This is a genomic window from Chlorobaculum tepidum TLS, assembly GCF_000006985.1.
GTDB classification, from domain to species: Bacteria; Bacteroidota; Chlorobiia; order Chlorobiales; family Chlorobiaceae; genus Chlorobaculum; species Chlorobaculum tepidum.
On record NC_002932.3, the window covers coordinates 1,105,387 to 1,128,456 of the forward strand.

Below are 23,070 nucleotides of genomic sequence, written 5' to 3' on the forward strand. Positions count from 1 at the left end.
ATGATGCAGAACTACATCACCGTGCTGACCATCGCCGGATCGGACGGCAGCGGCGGAGCTGGCATCCAGACCGACCTGAAAACCATCGCCGCCAACAACTGTTACGGCCTGAGCGTCATCACTGCTGTGACGGCACAGAACACCACTGAAGTACGGTCTATACACAACATTCCGCCCGCCTTCATCGGCGAGCAGTTCAAGACGATTGTCGACGATATTCGAATCGATGCGGTCAAGATCGGCATGCTGGGCTCGCTGGAAGCGGCAGAAACAGTCGTTGAACTCATGAAAAGCCTCAATGAGGTACCGGTCGTTCTCGACACCGTTTTGCGCTCATCGAGCGGAAAATCGCTGCTCGACGCAGAAGCCCTGCTGGTGATGAAGCAGCTCTTTCATCTCACCAGTCTGATTACCCCAAATCTGCCAGAGGCGGCAATACTGACGGGCCGCAGCATGGCTCCAACAACGCAGGCTGAAATCGAAGTGATGGCAAAAGATTTGCAACGGGAAGGCGCAAAATCCGTTCTTGTCAAGGGAGGACATGGCGAGGGAGACCAATGCAACGACTGCCTGCTGCACGAGGGACAGCTCTTTTGGTACTCAAACCCGAAAATCGATACACTCAACACACATGGCACCGGCTGCACACTCTCGTCAGCCATAGCTTGCGGACTGGCAAAAGGCTTGCCGATGAATGAAGCTGTGGCAGAAGCTATCAGCTATACGAGAAAAGCCCTGCTGGCAGGCGCATCATGGCGGCTGGGACACGGAAATGGTCCGCTGGAGCATTTTCCCGACCGGACAGTCGAAAGACGGCCGGGAAAACTGCAATAAAACAAGCTTAGCGCACCAGGCGAGGACGACGGCCGATAGAGTAGTAGCTGATGCCCACCTGTTCCACCATATCGGGATTGTAGATATTCCTGCCGTCGAAGATCACGGGTTCTTTCAGAGAGTTTCTGATCAGTTCGAAATCGGGACTACGAAACACCATCCACTCCGTCATGATGGTTAGCGCATCTGCGCCCTTGAGAGCCTCGTCGGGATGCTCCACCAGCACTAGATCGGGCCGGTCGCCATAGATGCGCCGGGCCTCGTCCATGGCAACGGGATCGTAGGCTCTGACGATTGCCCCCGCCTTCCAGAGCTCTTCCATGACCTTCCGGCTCGGGGCTTCACGCATGTCATCGGTATTTGGCTTGAACGCCAGCCCCCACATTGCAATGACGCGCCCTTTAAGATCGCCGTCGAAATGGTCACGAATCTTTGAAACAAGGCTCAGCTTCTGATCATCGTTGACCGCCTCAACCGCTTGCAGAATTCGCGAATTATAGCCAAGCTTCCTTGACGTGCGCTCCAGGGCTCGCACATCCTTAGGGAAGCAGGAGCCGCCATAACCCACTCCGGGATAGATAAAGGAGAAGCCGATCCTCGAATCGGAACCGATACCGCGGCGCACCGCTTCGACATCCGCCCCGGCCCGTTCAGCAATGTTGGCGATCTCGTTCATGAAGCTGATCTTGGTGGCAAGCATGGCGTTAGCTGCATACTTGGTCAACTCCGCCGAGCGGATGTCCATGGCAATGAAACGCTCGTGACTGCGGTTGAACGGCGCGTACAGGTTGCGCAGAAGCTCCTTGGTGCGCGGGTTGTCCACTCCAACGATGATGCGATCGGGCTTCATGAAATCGTCCACGGCATCACCTTCTTTAAGGAACTCCGGATTCGACACGACATCGAAATCAATCGCCCGCCCCCGTTCTTCGAGTACAGTCCTGATCGTTTCGCGCACCAGATCGGCCGTACCGACCGGAACCGTCGATTTGTTGATCACAATACGATAATCCTCCATATTGCGGCCGATGCTCTCGGCAACGCTCAACACATGACTCAAATCAGCTGACCCATCTTCATCAGGTGGAGTACCGACGGCGATAAACTGGTACAGACCGAAATCGACACCGTCAGTAATGCTGGTGGTGAATTTCAGGCGTCCTTCACGCAGGTTTTCACTAACGATAGTGTCAAGGCCTGGCTCGTAAATCGGAATCTCCCCGTTCAGGAGACGATTGATCTTGTTCTCGTCGATATCGACGCACATAACCTCATTGCCAACCTCGGCAAAACAGGCGCCGGTAACCAGGCCTACATAACCGGAACCAAATATGGTTATCTTCATGCATTCTGTGGTTTAATTGATCAGAAAAAAAACGATAATGCCTTCCGGTTACTACCGAAAGGCGAGGATTCAACCTTGTGAGATAAACCAATGGAAGAGCAGCAAGAGACATGCTTTTCAGACATCTCTTATTCCACGACAATGACCAGGCATCGGGATTTTTTCCAAAACTCTGCCTCGTTCCTGATCAACAGAAGCGAGGATGTTTTGCCGCCAACGAGTTCATAGGAACCTTTTGTATGCGGGGTAATAACATGCAGTCGACTAACTGGCTTGTCAAAATAAATATCTTTTGTTTCGGTAATATCCACCTGCCTGAATGGCCGCAGATCAAAATCATTGGCCAAAACAGGCCGCATACCGAAAAAGCGGGAAAACGGCCCTGGAGGCACCAGAATCCCTTTGGAGACAAGCTGATCGACGGTACCAACAACGTAATAGGCCTTGACCATCTGGTCTTCCTGGTCGCTGATAGCCTCATCCATGACATCGACCGTATTGGTAAGCCGGGCAATCTGCCGGTTTAGCTTCGCAATCTCCCTTTTCATGGCGCCAAGTTCCAGCTCCTTCTTGTCCAGCTCGCCCTTGAGCTGACCGGTCATGCGATCAAGCGCCGCGATGCGGTACTGGGACTCGTGATTCTGCTTTTCAAGCGTCGCGACAAGGTTCTTGCTTGCCGAAAGCGTGGAGTCGATGAAGCGGATATTGGTGTTAATCTCGCGCCCGATCTGCTCGGCGCTCTTTGGCTTGCGCCCCTCCACATCCGATGAAAGCCGAACGACCACGGCCTCTTTCTGGCGAATCCGTCCAAGATTCTTCTGAACCTGAACGAGGATTGACATCATCGACTCGAGATGCTTTTCTTCCTCTTTTTTCCGTTCATCCCGGCTGCAAGAGGTGGATGTAGCGATCACCGCTCCTGCTAGTAAAATAACGGCGATACGCCTGAAGGGCTTTAAAGCCACTCTATCCATTGTTCAACTCCATCTTTGGTACCATACCACTTTGTATGCGGCGCTGGCAAATGTTCGCATTCAAGTATAGTAACATTTTTGGCGCCATCAAGAAAGCAGCTTCTCGCAGGAACAACCCCGTCACCGGCGAGATTTCCATCGTCGGTCACTCCCCGGTAAAACATGTAACACATTTTTTCGATCATACCGCCATCGAGCGAGCCCTTATACTGGTTGCTAACGACCGAAACGACCTGGTACTTCTGAAAAAATTCAGGCCCGAGATGTTTGAAAATAAAATCTGTCTTGATTTTCGCGAAATGCTCATGGGTATGAAATGGAGTGCCAAGCGTGACCAGCCTGCCGACCAGACCATTGACAGCGTAAACATCGCCCTGGAACGGGCGTTCCAGCAGATAGATCATGGCAACCGTTCCGCCACCGCTATGCGCGACGATGGTGACCGGTTCGCCGGGAAACCGTGAAGCCATAGCTCGCACCGTTCGATCCAGAGCTGCCATGACACGGTTGGTCGAGCGCTCGGGCGATGGAGGAAAGCCGAGCCAGTCGAGAAGATTGACCGGAACGATGGCGATTTTCTCTGCCGGTATCCAGGTCGAAAGAGCCTCCCTCATCACCTCATAAAGGGAGTCCCAGAAGAGCACGCCCGGAACGATCACCACCGGATTCTGCCTGACCTCTGCCATATTGGAACAAAGCCTCCTGTGCGGGTTGTGAAGCATGAACAGGTGAATCTACCGTCAATCTGTCTTATGACCAGCCTTTAAGCAGATCAAGCAAGAGACGAACACCGAAGCCGGTTGCTCCCGGCGTCTTCGACCCGCCTTTTGCCCAAAAAGCCGGTCCTGCGATGTCGATATGCGCCCAGTGCTTGTGGCCGTCGATAAACTTCTCGAGAAATTTAGCCGCAGTAATCGTACCCGCGCCGCGTCCGCCGGTATTGTGCACATCGGCAACGTCGGACTTGATGAGCTCGTCGTACTCATCCCAGAGCGGCAACCGCCACACCTTTTCACCGGACGACTGGCCAGCCTCGAAAATACTCTCAGCCAGTTTTTCATCATTGCTGAAAAGTCCGGCCACCGAGTTGCCAAGCGCCACAATGCACGCACCAGTCAGTGTAGCTAAATCAATAATCACATCAGGATTATACTCTTTCTTGGCGTAAAACAGGGCATCAGCAAGAATCAGTCGTCCCTCGGCATCGGTGTTGCCAACCTCGACCGTAATGCCCGACATGGTCGTGATCACATCACCAGGCTTTTGCGCCGAGCCGCCTGGCATGTTGTCGGTAGCGGGAACCAGACCAACCACCCTGAGCGGCAGACCAAGGCTTGCAGCAGCTTCAATTGCGGCAATCACCACAGCGGCTCCGGACATATCCGATTTCATCTCGTCCATCCCCTGGGCCGGCTTCAGAGAAATGCCGCCCGAATCAAAGGTCACGCCTTTACCCACCAGCGCAATGGTCTTTTTGGCCTTGCCTTTCGGCTTGTAGTCGAGAATGACAAAGGTCGGTGGCTGCTCACTTCCCTTGTTGACGGCAAGAAGACCGCCCATGCCAAGCTCGACGATTTTCTTTTTATCAAACACCGTCACCTCGAAGCCTCCTCGCTTACCGGCCTCAATGGCCGCCTCGGCAAGGTCTTCGGCAGAAAGATGGTTGCCCGGCAGGTTGACCAGGTCTCTTGCCCTGTTCTGGCAAGCTCCGATAATCATTCCTTTCCCGGCTCCTTTTTCGATCGCCTCAAGCCTGCTCCCACATCCGGCAAGCACCAGCTCTTCGATGTTTTTCGGCTTGTCTTCCTTCGTCTCCTCCTTGTCGAGCTTGCCGCTCTTGAGGCGATCGAAGCGATAAGCTCCGGACAGGACGCCCTCAACGAGAATGGCTGCCAGCTCTTCCGGCTTCTGTTTCGACTGCTTGGCCCAATCATCGATCGGCGAGCAATCAAGGGCGAGAACGCCAAGATGCAGATCAACCGTCTTTCGAGCGACGGAATCGGCAGCCTTGCGATAATCCTCGGCGGTTTTGCCTTCGCCGACACCGGCAAGAATCACCCTCGAAGCCTCTTTGCCCGAGGCCTGCCGGTAGAGCATCGCAATCTCGCCGGCAGAGGCCTTGAAGTCACCATCAGGGCTCGCAACAACACCCAGACCTGCGAGAACTTTGCCTGCATCTCGCTTCATCTCTTTTTTGCTGAAAAACTGGACGAGAATATCGGCATTAACCAGGCCGCTCTCTTTAGCCGTAACAGTACATTTCATGCTTGCACGTAAATGGGAAATAATTGAAAGAAATTAACTGTCCACCTGTTCGAGGGTGAACTTCCGGACATCCTCAAGAATCACAAGTTGCGCCTTCTCTGCCGACATTCTCAACAGGCAGCCGGCAGCGTTCATGTGACCACCGCCGCCATAGTGTTTGGCCAACTGGTTGACATAAATCTTGCCCCGCGACCTGAAGCTGACCTTACACCGTCCATCCTGCATCTCTACAAGGAGAACGGCAACCTTCACTGTAGGCACGCTCAAAAGATAGCGAATAATAAGATCGGTGTCGAACAGCTTGCTGCCCGTCTGTTCGAGCATTTCCTGAGTGATGAAAAGCCAGGAAATCAGACCGTTCTCAATGATCTTGATATTTGAAAGCGAAAGGCCAAGCAGCTTGAGCGCCTCCGGCGTCAAGGCGTTGTAGATGCGGTCGTACACCAGCTCAGGATCGGCCCCTTTTTCGACCAGCATTCCGGCAAGTCGATAGGTGTAGGGTGTCGTCTTGGGGAACCTGAACGAGCCAGTATCGGTCATGATAGCTGCATAGAGAGCTGAAGCCACTTCGGGAGTAAACAGCTGCTGCCCGGTACGCAGCTCCAGGGCGGTAACAAGATCACAGACAAGCTCACCGGTCGAAGATGCGTAGGTTTCGCACACTGTGATATCGGCAAAATCCTCCGGTTCGAGATGATGATCAATGCAGAGCACTTTGAGTCGGCTCATCTGCCTGGCAAACTCCACATGCGGCCAAAGTCTGCCAATACGGTCGTGCAGATTGGCATCGAGCACAACCAGAAGATCAGCAAGAAAAAACTCCTGCATGGACTCCTCGTCCCGGTCACGAAAAAGGTTAATCTCATGAAGTTCCTTCAGGAACAGATAGTTCGGCGGCACTTCCGTTGGATTGAAAATCGCAACCTCCTTGCCCAGAGCCTTGAGTGCGAGAGCAAGGGCGACCTGGCTGCCAAGCCCGTCGCCATCTGAATTTTCGTGGGTGGTAAAAATAATGTGCGTGGCTTCCAGCATCTCATCGACGACCGGCCTCCACTCTTCAGGGGTCAATGTCCGGCCATATTCGGGTATAATCATCAGCGCTGGAAATAGTTTGCGAAATACTCAACGGAAACGAGCATATAATACAGAAATAATCGGACGGACGGAATCCGATAATTTCAGGACATCAGCAGAACGCGAAAGGATTTGCAATAACTGAACTTAACCCAAAAAAGGGGAATCAGGCCGTCTGCACTTGCAAATCCGGCATATCTTCACAGAATTTCTCCACATTTCTGAGATACCGGGCAAAAGCCTCCCGGCCCTCGCTGGTCACCCGGTAATTGGTCAAAGGCTTGCGGCTCTCGAAACTCTTCATGCACTCCACATACCTGGCCGCTTCAAGTTTTCTCAGGTGAATACTGAGATTTCCATCCGTAGCTCTGATACTGTCGCGAATGTCAACGAACGATGCTTCAGGGACGCTCATCAGATAAGCCAGTGCTGCAAAGCGAATTCTCGCATGAATAACCTTGTCGAGAAGCTGATGATTGTAATCCTTTTTGTCTTTCGATGGTTCCAGAGACATTCTTTCTTTTAAATTATTTCAACGGTTACTAAGGAGACTTGACGTCGTATACAAATAAGAGTACTTTTTTTTTCGATCAAGAGCAAGCGAAGCAACAAAATGGAAAAAAATGAAATATCAGAAGAGAGGCGGACCCAAGAAAAGGAAAAACAGCATGGCCACCGTCTGAACATCAGAAGACTGGGCAGAAAGGAACTTACCGAACTCTTGACCCGTCTCGGAGAGCCAGCTTATCGCGCAAATCAGCTCCATCGATGGCTGTACAGTAATCAGGCCCTCCGTTTTGAGGAAATGAGCACCCTCAGCAAACAACTGCGTCAGAAACTCGCTTCTGAATGGATTATACATCCAGCCTCACTTGTCGGCACCGAACGCGAAACGACGGACGCCAGTTTGGTGACCGGAAATCCAACGGCAAAATTCCTCATCAAGCTGGAGGATAACGAACTGGTCGAAAGTGTTCTCATCCCTTCGGAAGAGCGGATAACTGCCTGCATCTCCTCGCAAATCGGCTGCCCGCTCCGCTGTACCTTCTGCGCAACAGGACACATGGGATTCAGAAGAAACCTCACGGCATCGGAAATAACCGATCAGGTATTTCTGCTTGAAAAAGAAGCGCAGAAGCGCCACTGGCGGGGGCTGACCAATATTGTCTTCATGGGCATGGGCGAACCGTTGCTGAATCTTGACAATGTACTTGAGTCGATCGGAACGCTGACTGAAAAGGATTACCAATTCAGCATCTCCGAAAGAAAGATCACGATTTCAACCGTCGGTTTGCCCGTGGAAATGGACAGAATCGCCCGGTCGGGACTCAAAACCAAACTCGCCATATCGCTGCACAGCGCCGACCAGCTCATACGGGAACGGATGATGCCAATCGCCGCTGACATTACCCTCGACAAACTCGCCAAAGCGATAAACTCTTATAACTCCGTAACCAGCCAACCAGTTACGCTTGTCTACATGCTGCTGGAAGGCATCAACGATTCGCCTGAAGATGCCCGCAAACTGGTTCGTTTCGCAAAGAGAGTGTTGTGCAAAATTAATTTGATTGATTATAATTCTATCGTTACCTTGAAGTTCAAGCCGGGTTGCAGTAGCTCGAAAACCATGTTCATTCAACAGTTACTGGATGCCGGGCTGCTCGTCACCGTCAGAAAAAGTCAGGGTGCAACCATCAACGCAGCATGCGGACAGCTGGCCACCCGGCCTGTGAGGTAATAACGGTTTGAAACCGAGAAGAAATCTTTAACCGGCCCATCTCATGGATTTATCCTCTTTCCTTCCCTTCAGAGACGAAATGGTCAAGGTATATCACTGTCTGACCACCAATGCAACCCATACCTCCGAGAAACCAGTTTTCAGTGAGCTCAAGGTTCGCCGCTACTCCTGTCCGCTGGAAGATGTCTCCAACTTTATCACCAACAAAATAGAGAGCTGGGTTGGCTGGGAACTCAAGAACCAGAAAACGGCGGTCGGTGGCATGAAAACCATCCGCGCAGAGGTTTCCTCTTTCGCCCTGCTCGGTATGAAGATCGACGTCACGTTCGGGCTGGTTGAAGAAACCGACATCAATGGCCGGAAAATCACCACCGTCAACGGCAAAGCCCACACCAGGATCGACTCCAAGGGTGATCTCGGCGAAAGCCGCAGAATGCTCCGGATGATGCTGGCCTCACTCGATTTCGAGTTCAGACCACAGATCGTCCATGAAGATGAATACGTTCACCGCTCCATTGACCCGAAAAACTCGAACGCGGCATTCCAGCAACTTTTCGATGAATCCACGCTCGAACACCGCCCAAGCACACCAAAGGCCAAGTCTATTGAGCTAAAAAAACCGGTTAAAAAACAGATAGAGTTCAAGTCATCCAAGAACAGTGGAGAAACTGTAAAGGCCCCCATCTCATCTCAGGCCATACCAGTCGCCACGAACGGTGCACAGACGACCACTGCCCCGGATTCGGATGTCGAAGAGGTGAAAAAACCGGCCAAACCGAAAATTACCGTCATCTCCCTGAAAAAAAATTCATAAAAAGACTATCGTTTCATGAGAATAATCCTGTTGGGCGCGCCGGGCGCCGGCAAAGGAACACAGGCACAATATATTTCTGAAGCTTTTGGCATACCCCAGATATCGACCGGCGACATGCTGCGTGCCGCTGTCAAGGCAGCCACTCCTCTTGGACTCGCAGCCAAAAAGATCATGGATGAGGGTGGACTCGTCCCGGACGACCTCATCATCAGCCTTGTCAAAGAGCGCATAGCGCAACCAGACTGCGCCAATGGCTGCCTTTTTGACGGCTTCCCGCGCACCCTGGCCCAAGCCGAAGCCCTGAGAGCTGGGGGTATTCGAATCGACCATATCATTGAAATGAACGTCCCTGACGAAGAGATCATCAAACGCATGAGCGGACGCCGCGTCCATCTCGCCTCTGGCCGCACCTACCACGTCACATTCAACCCACCAGCTGTACCGGACAAGGACGACCTCACTGGTGAACCGCTGGTGCAGCGCAACGACGACTGCGAAGAGACCGTTCGCAAGCGACTGAAAGCCTACCACGAGCTGACCGAACCGCTGGTCGGCTACTATCGCAACCTCTCGATGAACGGCTCCGCTGACGCTCCGAAATACTCCAGAATCGCAGGAATCGGCACCGTCGAACAGATCAAAGATGAGATCATCGCCACCCTCAACGGCTAACTGCCGGGTGCATATCGTGAAAAAAAAAGCCAGTTTGAACCACTGGCTTTTTTTCATTATGAATGATGAACTTTGAATGAGCAATCTTTTTCCTGCCCTTGTTGCCGTTTTCTTTCAAACTCCTGATTGCTGATGTATGCGATTGTCTATGTAGAAAGAATCTATCGTGACGAGCCTTTTCGGCTGAGCATGCCGGAGGGGCTCAAAACGACGATTCAGCCGGGCTGCCAGGTGCTGCTGAACCTTGCCCGCCACAAAGCGTCGGCTTACACGGGCTATGTCTGGTCGCTGGAAAAGGCGGGCGAGGGCGACATCGAGGGCGAAGTGCTCGACCTGCTCAACAGCGGTGTTCCGGTGCTGACGCCGGTAATGCTGAAACTCGCTTTGTGGATTGCCGACTACTACGCAGCCCTCCCCATCGACTGCCTCTCCACCACCCTTCCGGCTCCGCTCAGGAGTACGGTCGATGACGTGGTGGAGCTGGCCGGGTTCCAGCTCGAAAGCCCGGAATTACGAGTCAAAAGCACGGGGTTGCGCCGGAGCATCCTGAAAGCGCTGGCGACTGAAAAACGGCTCACCGTGCGCCAGCTCCGCAAACGCCTCGGTCGCAGGGAGCTGTACAGCGCGATCGCGGAACTCGAACGCGCCGGGCTGGTCAACGTCCGCAAGAGCTTCGTGGAAACGAAGCCCCGCACGGTCACCACATGGAAACTGGCGAAGACGCTGCCCGATGAACCGGAAAAACTCATTGCACGTTCGCCAAAGAAACGCGAGGCGTTCGAGCTGCTCGCCTCGCGCCCGGAGCAGCTATTCCGCGCCGGAGAGGGCGGTATTTCACGAACGGTATTCAGCGGACTTGTCACTCTCGGCCTCGCCGAAAAGATCGAAACCGCAGCGCCCTCTGGCGAAAGCCTGCGCTTCGACGAGCCGCAAAAGGAGATTCATTCCCTCAGTCCGCACCAGCAGCAGGCGCTTGACGCCTTGACCAAAGCGCTCTACGAACAGCAATTCCGGACTTTCCTTTTGCACGGCGTAACTGGCAGCGGCAAAACGCTGGTTTACATCGAGTTGCTCCGCCGTGTGCTCGCCGAGGGCAAAACCGCCATTGTTTTGGTGCCGGAAATCTCACTCACACCACAGACCGCCGCCCGGTTCCGCCACTATTTCGGCGACGATATCCAGATCATGCACAGCGCCATGAGCGACCGCGAAAAGTACGATGCCTGGCAGCGGCTGCGACAGGGCAAGGCACGCATCGCGCTCGGCGCTCGCTCGACCATTTTCGCGCCGCTGGAGAATGTCGGTGCGATCATCGTGGACGAGGAGCACGACGCCGCCTACAAGCAGGATCGCACGCCTCGCTACCACGCCCGCGACACGGCAGTGATGCGCGCCATGTTCGAAAACGCACTCTGCGTGCTCGGCTCGGCAACGCCATCGTTCGAGTCCTACCGGAACGCGCTGGAGGGCAAGTACACACTACTCGAACTGCCCGAACGCATCGACAACGCCCGAATGCCCTCCATCGAGCTGGTCTGGATGCCCGGCAGCCAGCGGGTCACACCGTCGATCTCGGGCGCGCTCTACGACGCCATCCGCGAAAGGCTCAAGCGCGACGAGCAGGTGATCCTCCTGCAAAATCGCCGGGGCTTCGCAGGCAGCCTGCTCTGCCTCGACTGCGGCCACACGCCGCAATGCCGCCACTGCAACATTCCGCTGGTCTATCACGCCAGCGATCGGAGCCTGCGCTGCCACTACTGCGGTCACATTGAACCGTTCCGCCAAACGTGCCCTGCGTGCAAATCGGAAAATCTCTTCTACAAAAGCAGTGGCACTGAGCGCATCGAGGAGGAACTTGGAGAGCTGTTTCCCGAAGAGAAGATTCTGCGGATGGACATCGACACCACCTCGACCAAGGACGCCCATGCGTCGATGCTGACTGCTTTCCGCGAAAAGCGCGCCCGCATCCTGCTCGGCACGCAGATGGTGGCCAAGGGCCTCGACTTTCCAGAGGTAACGCTGGTCGGGGTGCTGATGGCGGACATCGGCCTGAACCTGCCGGACTTCAGAGCCGCCGAACGCATCTACTCGCTCCTGATGCAGGTTGCCGGGCGGGCGGGCCGCTCGTCGATGCCCGGCGAGGTGCTGCTTCAGCTCTACAACCGCGACAACGAGCTGTTCCAGCACGTCATCCGGGCTGACTACCGCCACTTTTTCGAGGCGGAGATGGCCACGCGCCGCGAACTCGCCTACCCGCCGTTCACCCGCCTCATCAAGTTCGAGTGTTCGTCGCCATCGGAAGCGGTGGCCGAAAAAGGGGCGGTGGCACTGCGGAAGCATCTGCGACCGCTGGTGCCGGAAGCGTTCGGCACGATCCTCGGCCCCGCCCCGGCGGGCATCAGCAAAATAAAGGGGCGCTACCGCAGCCAGCTCATCATCAAGCTCACCGGCATCAAGCTCTCAGCCGCCCTGCTTCGGCAAGTACAATACGAAACCCTCAGCGCTTTTCGGGGAGAAAATCTTGTCATCACGGTCGATGTCGATCCGCAACATCTTCTGTAATGCGCTTTTTTCGTAAGTTTGCGATACATTCAAATTATAGCGCAAGACGAACAATGCCCCACGGAAAAGCAACCTTGAACCCTTGTTCAGCAAGTCATGACCGATTTCGAGTGGAAAAGCAACTATCTGAAATCACACAAGCTCAAGACACTTGGCGTCATAATCGTGCTGGTGCTCAGGTACCTTTACACCTCGCTCTTCATCTACGGCTTCGTCCACAAAATCATCCACGGCTGGATGTGGAGCGACATTCTCGCCCATCACTTCACGAAACGGCTGCACGAACTGCTTGCCACGGCCTCGACGTCCAGCTCCTTTGAAGCGACCGTCGCCGTGTGGCAGGCCTCATATCTGGAGCACTTCGCCCTGCCGCTGGTGATGCCCATCGCCTGGATTGTCACCATCGGCGAGCTCGCCATCGGCATCGCGCTGCTCTTCGGCGTCACGACCCGCATCAACGCAGCCTTTGGCCTCTTCATGCTGCTCAACTTCGCGGCTGGCGGCTACTACAACCTGACCATCCCGCCGCTGGTCGCCATTTCGATACTGCTCATCGTGCTGCCGACAGGCCACTGGCTCGGCCTCGACCGCAGCCTTAACAGGAAATATCCGGAGTCACCATGGTTCAGATAGCAGGCACACCGGTTCCATTATCGGCAAAAAGCCGCGGACCAAACGCTTTGAGTTCGCTTCTGGCGGCGCTGTTTCTCCTGCTGTCGCAACCGGCCAGCGGCGCGGAAGCAAAGCAGTGCATTGACAATGCCGAACTCGATGCCGCCGACAAGGCATTCAATTCGCTGCACTACGCAAAAGCGGACTCGCTCTACCAATCGATGCTCCAGACAGGCGATCAATCCTCGACGCTCTACTGGAAGCTCGCCCGCCTCAACATAAGTATAGCGGAAGCGATCGACCCGAGCGAACGTAAAAAACGGATACCCTTTTACAACAAAGCGGTCGAATATGCGAGAAAATCAGTTCAGCTCGACGAAAACAACGCCAGCGCCCACACCTGGCTTGCCGCCGCTCTGGCCTTGAAAGCAGACAAAATCGGTGCAAAAGAGAAACTGAACAGAGCTGCTGAAATCAAACGTGAGCTTGACAAAGCACTCGCGCTGAACCCGAACGACGACGTCGCTTGGTCGATGCTTGGTTCGTACAACTTCGAGGCGTCGAAAATTGGCTGGTTCAGCCGCTTCATGGGCAGCACCTTCGTCGGCAAAATGCCCAAAGGCAGCCGCGAGGAGGCGGAAAAGGATTTCAAGAAAGCGATCAGCCTGAACCCGCGAGTCATCCGGCACTACCACGAGCTGGCCCTGCTCTACCTCGAAGAGGACAGAAAACAGGAAGCCCTGAACACCTTGCGGATAGCCGAAACCAGACCGGTGCTCATGAAAAGCGACGTGAGACGACTCAAAGAGATCAAAAAGCTGATCGCCAAGCTATCGAAAGAGATTGAGGAAAAGTAAAAGACAAACTGGCGAAGGTTCAAGCAATTATCAACTCAGACAAAACTGTCTGAGCCAACCAATCAGTCATCTCCCGGCCCAGTTCAACGGTTACCCCTCCCCAGCAGCGCCCTTACGCCGAGGTGGTAGCTCTCGACTCCGAAACCGGCGATCACACCGATGCAGACGGCGGAAATCACCGATTTGTGACGAAACTCCTCCCGCTTGTGCACGTTGGAAAGGTGCACCTCGACCACAGGCATCGTAACGGCGCTGATGGCGTCGCGCAGGGCAATCGAGTAGTGCGTCAGCGCCCCCGCGTTGAGCACGACGCCCGAAAAACCGCCGCGACCTTCGATCTCGAAAAGCTTCTCGATAAGCGCACCCTCGTGCTCCGACTGGAAAAACTCGAAGCTCACCTCCGGAAACGCGACCGCGATCCCCCGGTTGATCTCGTCGAGGGTGAGACTGCCATAAACTTCGGGTTCACGCTTTCCGAGACGTGAAAGATTCGGCCCGTTCATGACCAGAAGGGAGGTTGCGCTCATCATGGTTGCTCCGGCTTTTTGGCTTAGAGGATATACTGGCTCAGATCCCGGTCGGCGACTAGCTTGCCCAGCTTTTCGCGCACCTGGTTGTCGTCGATAACTATGTTCCTGTCGATGGTGCCATCCATGACCATTTCAGGAATCCCAAACATCAGCTCTTCGAGCAGGTTGGTCAGAATGGTGTGCAGGCGACGAGCACCGATATTTTCAACCGTCTCGTTGACTTTCGCCGCCGTCCGTGCAATCTCGCGAATCGCCTCCTCGGTGAACTCGAGATCGATCTGTTCGGTCTTGAGCATGGCGCGGTACTGCTTGATCAGCGCATTGCGCGGCTGGGTCAGGATTAGGAAAAAGTCCTCTTCGGTAAGACTTTTCAGCTCGACCCTGATCGGAAAACGACCCTGAAGTTCAGGTATAAGGTCGGACGGCCTCGCCACATGGAACGCTCCCGAAGCAATAAAGAGCACGTGATCGGTTTTGACGACGCCATACTTGGTGGAGACCGCCGTGCCCTCGACGATGGGCAGCAGGTCGCGCTGCACGCCTTCACGGCTGACATCAGGGCCCTTGCCGCCAGCGCCGGTGGTTGGAGCAGCAATTTTATCGATCTCGTCGATGAACACGATGCCAGAATCCTCAACCTTGCGAAGCGCCTCCTTGACCACAGCATCCATGTCAATGAGCTTCTGCACCTCCTCCTGCTCCAGATACTTGCGGGCTTCGGCGATGGTCATGCGGCGCTTTTTGCGTTTTTTCGGCATACCGCTCATCAGATCTTGCATGATGTTGCCAATCTCCTCCATCTGCCCGAGTGGACCAAATATCTGCATCATGCCCCCCTGACCGTCGCTACTGACCTCCAGCTCTATCTGGCGATCCTCCATTCTGCCGTCGCGCAGGCGCTCACGCATCTTCTGGCGGCTTTTGCGGTTGATTTCACGTTCGAGGTTCTTCTCCACCACCACCTCGGCGTCACCTTCAACAACCACGGCCTCCTCTTCGTCGCCAACGTGTTCCGACTCTTCGAGCCCGCTCACGGGAGGCAGAAGAATGTCGAGCAGACGCTCCTCGACCAGCAGCGCCGCTTTTTCGCGAACCTCCTCCGTTTTTTCGCTGCGCACCATCGCCACCGCCTGCTCGACCAGGTCACGGATCATCGACTCGACATCGCGACCAACGTAGCCAACCTCGGTGAATTTTGAGGCCTCGACCTTAACAAAGGGAGCTTTGGCAAGCTTGGCCAGACGCCGGGCTATTTCGGTCTTGCCAACGCCGGTCGGGCCAATCATGATGATGTTGTTCGGCATGATCTCGTCACGCAGCTCCTCGCTCACATTCTGGCGGCGGAGCCGGTTACGCAGCGCGATGGCTACCGATCTCTTGGCGTCTTTCTGGCCGATGATGTACTTGTCGAGCTGCTCGACGATCTGTGTCGGCGTGAGCTGCTCCTTGTCGATGAGTTTGACCGGAAAATCCTGAGGCTCATCCGGCTGGATCATATCCTGAATATCGTTGTTCATTGAGTGTCGTTGGGAATTTCATGAAAATGGACCTGCTGCGACTTGACGCAGATGCGCTGGGTCACAGAGTTTCGATGACAATATGGTCGTTCGTGTAGATGCAGATGTCAGCGGCAATTTGCAGACTTTCCCTGACGATCTCTTCTGCGGAGAGCGTGGTGTGCTTCATGAGCGAGCGCGCGGCGGCCAATGCGTACATGCTACCGCTGCCAATGGCCACGATGCCGTCTTCAGGCTCGATGACGTCGCCCGTGCCGGAGATGATGAGCGCCTTGTCGGTGCTGACAACGGCCAGCATCGCCTCGAGACGGCGCAGGTACTTGTCGGTACGCCAGTCTTTTGCGAGCTCCACGGCGGCGCGGTCGAGCTTGCCGCTGTAGGCTTCGAGCTTTGATTCAAAACGGTCGAGCAGCGTCAGTGCATCAGCGGTGGCTCCGGCGAATCCGGTAATGAACCGGCCCTGGTAGAGGCTCCGTATCTTGCGGGTAGAGTGCTTCATCACGGTGTTACCAAGCGTCATCTGACCGTCGCTGCCAAGCGCAGCCTTGCCATCCCTGATGATGCCGATAACGGTAGTCGATCGTATCTGCGGTTTTTCGTAGCCCATGGAGTCGTAGTCGAAATAATGATTAACCTATTTTTTTCCTTAATCTTGCAACTGGAATTTGCATTTGTTCACGGTATTTTGCAACCGTGCGGCGGGCGATCTGCACCCCTTTTCCGCTCAGCAATTCCGCCAGCCGGTCGTCGCTGAGCGGCTCGACCGGGTTCTCCCCCTCGATCAGATCGCGAAGCTGCTGCTTGATGATCCTCGACGACAGCTCCTCGCCTTCGTCGGTCGATACCGCACCGCTGAAAAAATATTTCAGTTCGAACACCCCGAAACGGGTCTGAACGTATTTTCCGTTCACCGCTCGGCTGATGGTTGAAATATCGTAGCCCGTCTGCTCGGCGATCGTCTTCATGACAAGCGGCTGAAGATAGCGCGGGCCGTCGATGAAAAACTTCGCCTGCGCCACCAGCAGCGCCTCCATCACCTTCAGCAGCGTCTGCCGCCGGACTTGCAGGGCAGTGACAAATTCATTGGCCCGCTGGAGCTTCTGGCGCATGAACTGCCGATCCTCCTTTGGCACCTTCCGCTTCGCAAGCACCTCCCGATACTCGTCCGACACTCTGACCGACAGACTGCTCCGGTCGTTCAAAACCGCGGTCAACGCGCCATTTTCGTAGATAACAATGAAATCGGGCGAAATGTAGTGCCCTCCCTCATCGAAAAACGCTTCACCCGGATGCGGATCAAGCGACGTGATCACATCGATAGCGGCTTCGAGCTGGCGTTTTTGAAGATTCAGCTTTTTCAGCAGCCGGTCGAAGCGCTTGTTCATGAAGTCGTCGAACGCTTCATTGAGGATCGTTCGCGCAACGCCGACCGCTTCGGGATCGTGCTCGTGTTCGTACACCGAAAGTTCAACCAGCAGGCGTTCGCGAAGATTGGCCACCGCCACGCCGGGCGGATCGAGATACCAGATTTTCTGCTGTATCTCGCGAACATCTGCCTCGCTGGCATCGATATCTGACTGTCGAAGCCCATCGATGATCACTTCCAGCGGTTCGGTCAGATAGCCATCGCTGTCGAGGTTGCCGAGAATCTCGGCGGCGATGCGCACCTCGCGCTCTCCAATCCCCTCCTGGAGCGAGAGATCGCGCAACAACCGTTCGTGAAGCGTGTCGTGCTGCACCGCCTGGAAAAAACGCTCCTCGCCGCCCGAAGCCGAGCCGCTAGTCCTGCCGGCAGAAACGGTCTCCCGGTTCCCTCCATCGGCGCGAACCTTCATCGACGAACGCTCGAAGCGGGAGACCGAATCGAACATCTCCGCCGAATCAGCGGTAGCCGCCTGAGTGGAACCAGCCGCTCCATCGTCCTGACGACGCTCCTCGACCAGTTCGAGCATGGGATTGTCCTGAACCTCGTCGTAAATCCGCTGCTCGAGCTGCATCAGCGGCAGCTGCAACAACTGGTTGGTCATCACCTGCTGCGCCGACAACTGGGCGGTCTGGCGCTGTTGTAGCCTCATCTCCGCCATGATACCTCAGATGGATGCGACAAATTCCTTCAAGCTCATGTACCAGTCGTGTCCGTACTTTTCAACAAGTGGCGCTTCGAGGAAATCGATCAGCCTGACATCCTGTTCAGCCCCCTGACGACGGGCATCACGGCACATGGTGTGCTGTTCATAAACAAGATAGTCCAATCCAAACTTTTTTCGCACCCGGATCGGGAAAAGGCGGCACGACAACGGTTTGGTCGCATCGAGCAGCCCTTTCTTCCACGCCGTTTCGACAGCACAGAGCGCCTTGCCGTTTTCGTGATAGACGAAGACGCACTCCCGCCCGTCGATGGTTTTGGTGTAGAGATTTCCCTGATAGACCTCCGCGCAGCCATGACGCCGGATGTAGCGGAGATTCCGTTCCGGCAGCATCGAACGGAGCGGCTCGACGGCGGATTCGAGGAACCGCGCTTCCCGATCGTCAATTGGCGCGCCGAGTTCGCCCTCGACGCAGCAGTCGCCGTGGCACAGGTCGAGATTGCAACTGAACCGCGCATCGAGCACCGCGCGGTCAACGAGAACTTCACCAATGGAGACAACTGACATCTTTAGCAAGGAAGGAGTGGATGAAAAACGAGGGCTGGAAAATCTGCCTGAGCGTTTGAGGAGTCTTCACTATCTTTTTACTTTGATCGTTCACTGTACCTATCAACGGCGCAGCGAGCAAGGACGTTGCACTGAAACAGCGACGCTTCTGCGTAAGAACACCCTATGTAATCAATCGAACCGAAACTTCCAACGCCGGAAACTCGGTGACAAAAACGACAGAAACCGCTTCATGGCCAAATCCACCGTTCGTTACGTCTGCTCCGCCTGCGGGGCCGTTTCGCTGAAATACCAGGGGCGCTGCTTCGAGTGCCAGAGCTGGGGCACACTGGTTGAAACCCACTTGGAAGAGCCGGATGCCAAAGTCCGCAAGAAGCGCCCCGCCGGCTCCATGCCCGAAGTGCAGAACCTCGACGACGACGCGCCATCCGGTTTTCACCGCACGCTGACCGGCATCGGTGAACTCGATCGCGTGCTCGGCGGCGGACTGATGGAGGCTTCGGCGATTCTGGTGGGCGGCGAACCGGGCATCGGTAAATCAACGCTGATGCTCCAGCTCGTACCGCGCCTGGCGGGCAAAAAGGTGCTCTACGTTGCGGGCGAAGAGTCGCCGAATCAGATCCGCGAACGCGCCAGGCGTCTTTCGATCAAGGCACCAAACCTCCGCCTCGTCTCCGAAGTTGCGCTCGAACGGATTCTCGATGCCATCGCGAATGAGCAGCCGGAGATGGTCATCGTCGATTCGATTCAGACCGTCTATTCGAGCGACTACCAGAGCTCGGCGGGCACCATCACCCAGATTCGCGAGTGCGCCGCCTCGCTCATCCGCGCGGCCAAGGAGCAGAACTTCATTTTGCTCATCATCGGGCACATCACCAAGGAGGGGTCGCTCGCCGGGCCGAAGGCGCTGGAGCACATGGTCGATACGGTCGTGCAGTTCGAGGGCGAAAACTACCAGCGCTACCGCATCATCCGCTCGGTCAAGAACCGCTTCGGCCCAACCAACGAAATCGGCGTTTTCAAGATGGGGGAGGAGGGGTTAACCGAGGTCTCGAACCCATCGGAGTTTTTCATCTCCGACCGCCGGACGGACGTGCCGGGTACCGCCGTATTGGCTGGAATTGAGGGGTCGCGGGCACTGATGGTGGAGGTGCAGGCGCTGGTGTCGCGCACCGGCTACTCGATGCCGCAGCGCATCAGCACGGGGTTTGACCTCAAGCGCATCGCGATCATCCTCGCCGTGCTCGAAAAGCGGTTGCAGTTCCAGACCGCCGGACAGGATGTGTTCGTCAAGATCGCAGGCGGCCTGAAGCTGGTCGAACCGGCGGCTGACCTGGCCATCGCCGCCGCCGTCGCCTCCGGCTTGCAGGACAAGCCATGCAACCCGACGGCCTGCTGCTGCGGCGAAATCGGCCTGTCGGGCGAGCTGCGCGCCATCAGCGACGGCGAGCGCCGCATCCGCGAGGCGGTGCACCTCGGATTCACGTCGATCGTGCTGCCGGAGTCGAACACCCGCGAGCTGAAGCCGTCGCTGAAGAAGCTGCCCATCAGAATCGCCGGCTGCCGCACGCTGCACGAAGCGCTCGAAGCGATGGGAGTGTGAAGGAAAAAATGAACGCGACGGACGGCGGGTTTGGGCAACCGCGAGGGTTGCCCCTACAGATATTCTGCGTTTTGGCGAAATGTCTTACATTAGAGTAGACAAGAGCAAAAGTTGATACGTGAGCGCCAAAAAAGGAGATTACCATGTTCAGGATATTGATTCACTGGCTCATCAGTGCCACAGCGGTGTATGTGACCGCCCACATGCTTCCGGGCATTACCATCAAGAGTTTCGGCGCAGCGCTCATCGTAGCGCTGGTGCTGGGCCTCATCAACGCCCTCATCAAGCCGGTGCTGGTTTTCTTTTCGATTCCGCTCCTGCTCCTCACGCTCGGCCTTTTCATGCTGGTCATCAACGCGCTCATGCTGCAACTCGCCGCTGTGCTGGTAGACAGCTTCGGTGTGCAGAGTTTCTGGTGGGCCGTGCTCGGCTCAGTCTGCATCAGCGGGGTCTCATGGCTCATGAACGCTGTACTGAACATCTGAAACCCAAGACAATCGACAGACGACCATGCAGGGAGAAGCGCAGGCCCTCGTCTTCCTCAAAGCCAACAAGCTCAAGCTCCAGTCCGTGAAGTACGTGGCCAACAGGCCACGTGACATTCTCGTCAGGACGATCGCCAGCACCATCACGCCAGGCCTCGACCGTCTGCTCCTGACCAACAAACCGGTGTCGCACAAGGTGCTCGCCTATCCCGTGATGCCGGGCAGCGAGACCATCGGTCAGGTGATGCAGGTCGGCCCAGAGGTTACCAGCGTGAAAGAGGGTGATTTCGTCTATGCTTTCAAGGGCGACTGCTGGGTTGGCATTGATCCCTATTACGGCTGTCACGCCGAAGTCATTCCGACCTCGGAGGAGAACGTGCTCGCGCTTGGCCGGAAGCCGATCCATCGCGACCTCCTGACAGGCCTCGTAGGGTATGTGCTCAGCGCGATGGAAAAAGTGGCGCTCGACCCTTCGATGCGAGTGCTCCTGCTCGGCCTGGGCTCGGTGGGGCTGATGGTATCGGAATACCTGCACTATCGCGGTATCCGCCACGTCGATGCCCTCGAAAACTTCCCGCTTCGCGGCCAGCTCTCGCACGCCGAAAACATCGGCATCGAGATCGTCGATTTCACCGATGACTTCAACGACCGCTACGACCTGGTCATCGAGACGACGGGCCGCATCCTGATGGTTGAAAAGGTGATGCGCCTCCTGAAACCGAAGGCCAAGGTACTGCTCATGGGCAGTTACGAAGTGCTCGGCTACGACTATCGGCTGATCCAGCACAAGGAACCGGTTATCGTGTGTTCAAGCGTCACTGACAAACAGCATCTCATCGAAGCCAAGGCGCTGCTTGAAACCGAAGCGTTCGAAACCGAAAAGTTCTTCACTAACGTCTTCCCGGTCAGCCAGTACGAACTTGCCTACAGGATCGCCCTCGACAGCAAGGAGGCGATAAAGACAGTCATCAGCTGGATTTAGGCGCGGAGTATCTTCATGGCGACAGCAGTAAAGCTCTCCGGAATCTCCAAAACCTTCGGCAGCCTCAAGGCCAACGACAACGTTTCGCTTTCGATCGAAGCGGGGTCGATCCACGCGCTCGTCGGCGAAAACGGCGCGGGCAAAAGCACCTTGTCGAACATCATCTATGGCCTGCTGCATCCTGACTCCGGGACGATTGAAATCGATGGCAAGGCGGTGAAATTCAGCTCCGTGCGGCAAGCCATCGAGGCCGGAATCGGCATGGTGCACCAGCACTTCATGCTGGTGCCGACCCTCTCGGTGACGGAAAACATCATTCTCGGCAAGGAGGAGAGCCGCCTAGCACTGCCAACCCGGCGCATCGGCAAGGAAATTCGCCAGCTCAGCCAGCAGCACGGACTCGAAGTCGATCCGGACGCACTGGTTTCAACCCTGTCGGTCGGCGAACAGCAGCGCGTGGAAATTCTCAAGCTGCTCTACCGACGTGCCAAGCTCCTGATTCTCGACGAGCCGACCGCCGTGCTCTCGCCGCCCGAAACCGCGCGACTCTTTGCCACGCTGCGCTCGCTCGCCGCCGAAGGGCGTACCGTCCTGCTCATCACCCACAAGCTCGACGAAGTACTCACCGTCTCGGACTCGGTGAGCGTCATGCGCAAAGGGTCGCTGGTCGGCACCGTGCCGACCACATCGACCAGCAAGGAGGATTTGGCGAGAATGATGGTCGGGCGCGATGTTCTGCTCAGAACCGCCAATGCGCCGCAGACTCCGGGTAAAACAGTGCTCTCGATCGACAAGCTGACCTACCGCTCGCCGCTTGGCATCGACAAACTCACCGGCCTGACGCTGCACGTGAGAGCAGGAGAAATCTACGGCATCGCCGGAGTGGAGGGCAACGGCCAGAGCGAGCTGCTCTCGTTGTTGTGGGGAACGTTCGATCGCAGCGGCAAAACCGGCGGATCGATCACCATCGACGCCCAGGAGACGCTTGGCAAGAATCCGTCGGAAATCGCTGCACTCGGCGTTTCGATGATACCCGAAGACCGGCACAAATCGGCGATCATCGCTGAATATGGCATCGAGGAAAACCTGATCCTCGGCAGGCATCGCGAAAAAGCATTCCATCGCGGCATCGGATTTGATCGTGACGCCGTTCACAAAAATGCTACGGCCATGATCGAGCAATACGACATCCGGTGTGCGGCGGGAACCAATCCGCCCATCGCCTCTCTCTCTGGCGGTAACCAGCAGAAGATCGTGGTGGCGCGTGAAATGGAACGCCCCCAACTGAAGCTGCTTGTGCTGGCGCAGCCAACGCGCGGCGTCGATATCGGCGCTATCGAGCAGATTCACAAGCGCATCATCGACGCTCGCAAAAGCGGTCTGGCGATCCTGCTCATTTCGTCGGAACTCGAAGAGATTGTCGCTCTTTCGACTCGAATCGGTTGCCTCTACAAAGGCGCGATCCGCCACGAATTCAGCGAAACGGAGGTCTGGCGGGGACGCGATCACGAGTCGGGCTTCGAGAAAGAGATCGGTATGCACATCACCTGAA

At 55.9% G+C, this 23,070-nt stretch carries 22 protein-coding genes; 11 read left to right on the forward strand and 11 right to left on the reverse strand.

Features of this window, described 5'->3' with window-relative positions; translation table 11 throughout:
- Positions 1-834 (forward strand): bifunctional hydroxymethylpyrimidine kinase/phosphomethylpyrimidine kinase, encoded by an 834-nt coding sequence (gene thiD / locus AYT24_RS05330; protein ID WP_010932848.1) that lies wholly within the window; start codon positions 1-3, stop codon positions 832-834.
- Positions 835-841: 7 nt separating this feature from the next.
- On the opposite strand, the gene AYT24_RS05335 is transcribed toward thiD, so the two are convergent.
- The 6 genes from AYT24_RS05335 to AYT24_RS05360 form a co-directional block, all read right to left on the reverse strand.
- Complete coding sequence (locus AYT24_RS05335; protein ID WP_010932849.1) at positions 842-2,179, reverse strand: UDP-glucose dehydrogenase family protein; 1,338 nt, start codon at positions 2,177-2,179, stop codon at positions 842-844.
- 128 nt (positions 2,180-2,307) lie between these two features.
- Positions 2,308-3,024: a biogenesis of lysosome-related organelles complex 1 subunit 2 gene (locus AYT24_RS05340; RefSeq protein WP_226986765.1), complete on the reverse strand. Its 717-nt coding sequence runs from the start codon at positions 3,022-3,024 to the stop codon at positions 2,308-2,310.
- A 110-nt stretch (positions 3,025-3,134) separates the two neighbouring features.
- Complete coding sequence (locus tag AYT24_RS05345; RefSeq protein ID WP_164926998.1) at positions 3,135-3,839, reverse strand: esterase/lipase family protein; 705 nt, start codon at positions 3,837-3,839, stop codon at positions 3,135-3,137.
- A 64-nt stretch (positions 3,840-3,903) separates the two neighbouring features.
- Positions 3,904-5,418, reverse strand: coding sequence for a leucyl aminopeptidase (locus tag AYT24_RS05350; protein ID WP_010932852.1), 1,515 nt, complete (start codon positions 5,416-5,418; stop codon positions 3,904-3,906).
- Between the two features lie 33 nt (positions 5,419-5,451).
- Entirely contained in the window at positions 5,452-6,513 is a 1,062-nt protein-coding gene (locus AYT24_RS05355) for a DHH family phosphoesterase (protein ID WP_010932853.1), read from the reverse strand.
- A gap of 145 nt (positions 6,514-6,658) precedes the next feature.
- Positions 6,659-7,006 carry a winged helix-turn-helix domain-containing protein gene (locus tag AYT24_RS05360; RefSeq protein ID WP_010932854.1) on the reverse strand — a complete coding sequence of 116 codons (348 nt, stop codon included), beginning with the start codon at positions 7,004-7,006 and terminating at the stop codon, positions 6,659-6,661.
- A 99-nt stretch (positions 7,007-7,105) separates the two neighbouring features.
- Here AYT24_RS05360 and rlmN point away from each other — a divergent pair, with 99 nt between their 5' ends.
- The 6 genes from rlmN to AYT24_RS05390 all read left to right on the forward strand — a co-directional run bounded on the left by rlmN (position 7,106) and on the right by AYT24_RS05390 (position 13,747).
- Positions 7,106-8,230, forward strand: coding sequence for a 23S rRNA (adenine(2503)-C(2))-methyltransferase RlmN (gene rlmN / locus AYT24_RS05365; protein ID WP_010932855.1), 1,125 nt, complete (start codon positions 7,106-7,108; stop codon positions 8,228-8,230).
- Positions 8,231-8,273: 43 nt separating this feature from the next.
- Positions 8,274-9,044, forward strand: coding sequence for a hypothetical protein (locus AYT24_RS05370; RefSeq protein ID WP_010932856.1), 771 nt, complete (start codon positions 8,274-8,276; stop codon positions 9,042-9,044).
- 15 nt (positions 9,045-9,059) lie between these two features.
- Positions 9,060-9,716, forward strand: coding sequence for an adenylate kinase (gene adk / locus AYT24_RS05375; RefSeq protein ID WP_010932857.1), 657 nt, complete (start codon positions 9,060-9,062; stop codon positions 9,714-9,716).
- A 132-nt stretch (positions 9,717-9,848) separates the two neighbouring features.
- Positions 9,849-12,278, forward strand: a complete 2,430-nt coding sequence (gene priA / locus AYT24_RS05380; RefSeq protein WP_164926999.1) for a replication restart helicase PriA — start codon at positions 9,849-9,851, stop codon at positions 12,276-12,278.
- Between the two features lie 96 nt (positions 12,279-12,374).
- The gene (locus tag AYT24_RS05385; RefSeq protein ID WP_010932860.1) at positions 12,375-12,911 is read left to right on the forward strand and encodes a DoxX family protein; all 537 of its coding nucleotides are present in this window, start codon (positions 12,375-12,377) and stop codon (positions 12,909-12,911) included.
- Complete coding sequence (locus AYT24_RS05390) at positions 12,899-13,747, forward strand: tetratricopeptide repeat protein (RefSeq protein ID WP_010932861.1); 849 nt, start codon at positions 12,899-12,901, stop codon at positions 13,745-13,747. Before AYT24_RS05385 ends, AYT24_RS05390 begins: the two co-directional genes overlap by 13 nt.
- A gap of 83 nt (positions 13,748-13,830) precedes the next feature.
- Here AYT24_RS05390 and aroQ read toward each other — a convergent pair whose 3' ends face one another.
- From aroQ to AYT24_RS05415, 5 genes are all read right to left on the reverse strand, one after another.
- The gene (gene aroQ, locus AYT24_RS05395) at positions 13,831-14,277 is read right to left on the reverse strand and encodes a type II 3-dehydroquinate dehydratase (protein ID WP_010932862.1); all 447 of its coding nucleotides are present in this window, start codon (positions 14,275-14,277) and stop codon (positions 13,831-13,833) included.
- A 20-nt stretch (positions 14,278-14,297) separates the two neighbouring features.
- Positions 14,298-15,773: an ATP-dependent protease ATPase subunit HslU gene (gene hslU / locus AYT24_RS05400; protein WP_010932863.1), complete on the reverse strand. Its 1,476-nt coding sequence runs from the start codon at positions 15,771-15,773 to the stop codon at positions 14,298-14,300.
- 82 nt (positions 15,774-15,855) lie between these two features.
- Complete coding sequence (gene hslV, locus AYT24_RS05405) at positions 15,856-16,401, reverse strand: ATP-dependent protease subunit HslV (RefSeq protein ID WP_010932864.1); 546 nt, start codon at positions 16,399-16,401, stop codon at positions 15,856-15,858.
- Between the two features lie 22 nt (positions 16,402-16,423).
- Complete coding sequence (gene rpoN / locus AYT24_RS05410) at positions 16,424-17,878, reverse strand: RNA polymerase factor sigma-54 (protein WP_010932865.1); 1,455 nt, start codon at positions 17,876-17,878, stop codon at positions 16,424-16,426.
- Positions 17,879-17,884: 6 nt separating this feature from the next.
- Entirely contained in the window at positions 17,885-18,448 is a 564-nt protein-coding gene (locus AYT24_RS05415; RefSeq protein WP_164927241.1) for a DUF3109 family protein, read from the reverse strand.
- Positions 18,449-18,680: 232 nt separating this feature from the next.
- On the opposite strand from AYT24_RS05415, the gene radA reads away from it, so the two are divergent.
- The 4 genes from radA to AYT24_RS05435 all read left to right on the forward strand — a co-directional run bounded on the left by radA (position 18,681) and on the right by AYT24_RS05435 (position 23,069).
- Entirely contained in the window at positions 18,681-20,051 is a 1,371-nt protein-coding gene (gene radA, locus AYT24_RS05420) for a DNA repair protein RadA (protein ID WP_010932867.1), read from the forward strand.
- 143 nt (positions 20,052-20,194) lie between these two features.
- Positions 20,195-20,536, forward strand: coding sequence for a phage holin family protein (locus tag AYT24_RS05425; protein WP_010932868.1), 342 nt, complete (start codon positions 20,195-20,197; stop codon positions 20,534-20,536).
- A gap of 25 nt (positions 20,537-20,561) precedes the next feature.
- Positions 20,562-21,518: a zinc-dependent alcohol dehydrogenase gene (locus AYT24_RS05430; protein WP_010932869.1), complete on the forward strand. Its 957-nt coding sequence runs from the start codon at positions 20,562-20,564 to the stop codon at positions 21,516-21,518.
- 15 nt (positions 21,519-21,533) lie between these two features.
- Positions 21,534-23,069 carry an ABC transporter ATP-binding protein gene (locus AYT24_RS05435; protein WP_164927000.1) on the forward strand — a complete coding sequence of 512 codons (1,536 nt, stop codon included), beginning with the start codon at positions 21,534-21,536 and terminating at the stop codon, positions 23,067-23,069.
- The last annotated feature ends 1 nt before the right edge of the window (position 23,070 follow it).

Bases quoted from the DNA above. Each gene is read 5' to 3' on its own strand.
- thiD (WP_010932848.1), top strand. From the start codon at position 1: ATGATGCAGAACTACATCACCGTGCTGACCATCGCCGGATCGGACGGC.
- AYT24_RS05335 (WP_010932849.1), bottom strand. From the start codon at position 2,179: ATGAAGATAACCATATTTGGTTCCGGTTATGTAGGCCTGGTTACCGGC.
- AYT24_RS05340 (WP_226986765.1), bottom strand. From the start codon at position 3,024: ATGATGTCAATCCTCGTTCAGGTTCAGAAGAATCTTGGACGGATTCGC.
- AYT24_RS05345 (WP_164926998.1), bottom strand. From the start codon at position 3,839: ATGGCAGAGGTCAGGCAGAATCCGGTGGTGATCGTTCCGGGCGTGCTC.
- AYT24_RS05350 (WP_010932852.1), bottom strand. From the start codon at position 5,418: ATGAAATGTACTGTTACGGCTAAAGAGAGCGGCCTGGTTAATGCCGAT.
- AYT24_RS05355 (WP_010932853.1), bottom strand. From the start codon at position 6,513: ATGATTATACCCGAATATGGCCGGACATTGACCCCTGAAGAGTGGAGG.
- AYT24_RS05360 (WP_010932854.1), bottom strand. From the start codon at position 7,006: ATGTCTCTGGAACCATCGAAAGACAAAAAGGATTACAATCATCAGCTT.
- rlmN (WP_010932855.1), top strand. From the start codon at position 7,106: ATGGAAAAAAATGAAATATCAGAAGAGAGGCGGACCCAAGAAAAGGAA.
- AYT24_RS05370 (WP_010932856.1), top strand. From the start codon at position 8,274: ATGGATTTATCCTCTTTCCTTCCCTTCAGAGACGAAATGGTCAAGGTA.
- adk (WP_010932857.1), top strand. From the start codon at position 9,060: ATGAGAATAATCCTGTTGGGCGCGCCGGGCGCCGGCAAAGGAACACAG.
- priA (WP_164926999.1), top strand. From the start codon at position 9,849: ATGTATGCGATTGTCTATGTAGAAAGAATCTATCGTGACGAGCCTTTT.
- AYT24_RS05385 (WP_010932860.1), top strand. From the start codon at position 12,375: ATGACCGATTTCGAGTGGAAAAGCAACTATCTGAAATCACACAAGCTC.
- AYT24_RS05390 (WP_010932861.1), top strand. From the start codon at position 12,899: ATGGTTCAGATAGCAGGCACACCGGTTCCATTATCGGCAAAAAGCCGC.
- aroQ (WP_010932862.1), bottom strand. From the start codon at position 14,277: ATGATGAGCGCAACCTCCCTTCTGGTCATGAACGGGCCGAATCTTTCA.
- hslU (WP_010932863.1), bottom strand. From the start codon at position 15,773: ATGATCCAGCCGGATGAGCCTCAGGATTTTCCGGTCAAACTCATCGAC.
- hslV (WP_010932864.1), bottom strand. From the start codon at position 16,401: ATGGGCTACGAAAAACCGCAGATACGATCGACTACCGTTATCGGCATC.
- rpoN (WP_010932865.1), bottom strand. From the start codon at position 17,878: ATGGCGGAGATGAGGCTACAACAGCGCCAGACCGCCCAGTTGTCGGCG.
- AYT24_RS05415 (WP_164927241.1), bottom strand. From the start codon at position 18,448: ATGTCAGTTGTCTCCATTGGTGAAGTTCTCGTTGACCGCGCGGTGCTC.
- radA (WP_010932867.1), top strand. From the start codon at position 18,681: ATGGCCAAATCCACCGTTCGTTACGTCTGCTCCGCCTGCGGGGCCGTT.
- AYT24_RS05425 (WP_010932868.1), top strand. From the start codon at position 20,195: ATGTTCAGGATATTGATTCACTGGCTCATCAGTGCCACAGCGGTGTAT.
- AYT24_RS05430 (WP_010932869.1), top strand. From the start codon at position 20,562: ATGCAGGGAGAAGCGCAGGCCCTCGTCTTCCTCAAAGCCAACAAGCTC.
- AYT24_RS05435 (WP_164927000.1), top strand. From the start codon at position 21,534: ATGGCGACAGCAGTAAAGCTCTCCGGAATCTCCAAAACCTTCGGCAGC.